The 243-nt window shown below is 43.2% G+C and carries 1 protein-coding gene; it reads left to right on the forward strand.

The window, feature by feature from the left end; all coding sequences use genetic code 11:
* Positions 1-243, forward strand: a 243-nt coding sequence (locus tag AAEZ06_RS28105; RefSeq protein WP_350617470.1) for a hypothetical protein, incomplete at both ends; no start/stop codon positions are given.

The raw sequence follows: 243 nt of genomic DNA on the forward strand, positions 1-243 counted from the left end.
GCCCAGACTATGGTAAGGGTTTAGGTGTATTATTTGGCGAGATACCCTCTCTAAAAGCTATTGACGGCGCCAACGTAGAAAACCAGCCTTATACCGAAAAAAGCTCCGTGAATTTAAATTATAGTGATGATGATTTTGCGGGTTCAGGTTCTAGCTTAAGTGTAACGGGCTACTACAGAAACGAAAAGGGTCGTTTTTATCCTTCAGGTAAAACTGCAGGAGACCAAGCAGCTGAAGTATGGC

Origin of the sequence: Pseudomonas sp. HY7a-MNA-CIBAN-0227, from assembly GCF_040310325.1 — a bacterium.
In the GTDB taxonomy this organism is placed as follows: domain Bacteria; phylum Pseudomonadota; class Gammaproteobacteria; order Pseudomonadales; family Pseudomonadaceae; genus Aquipseudomonas.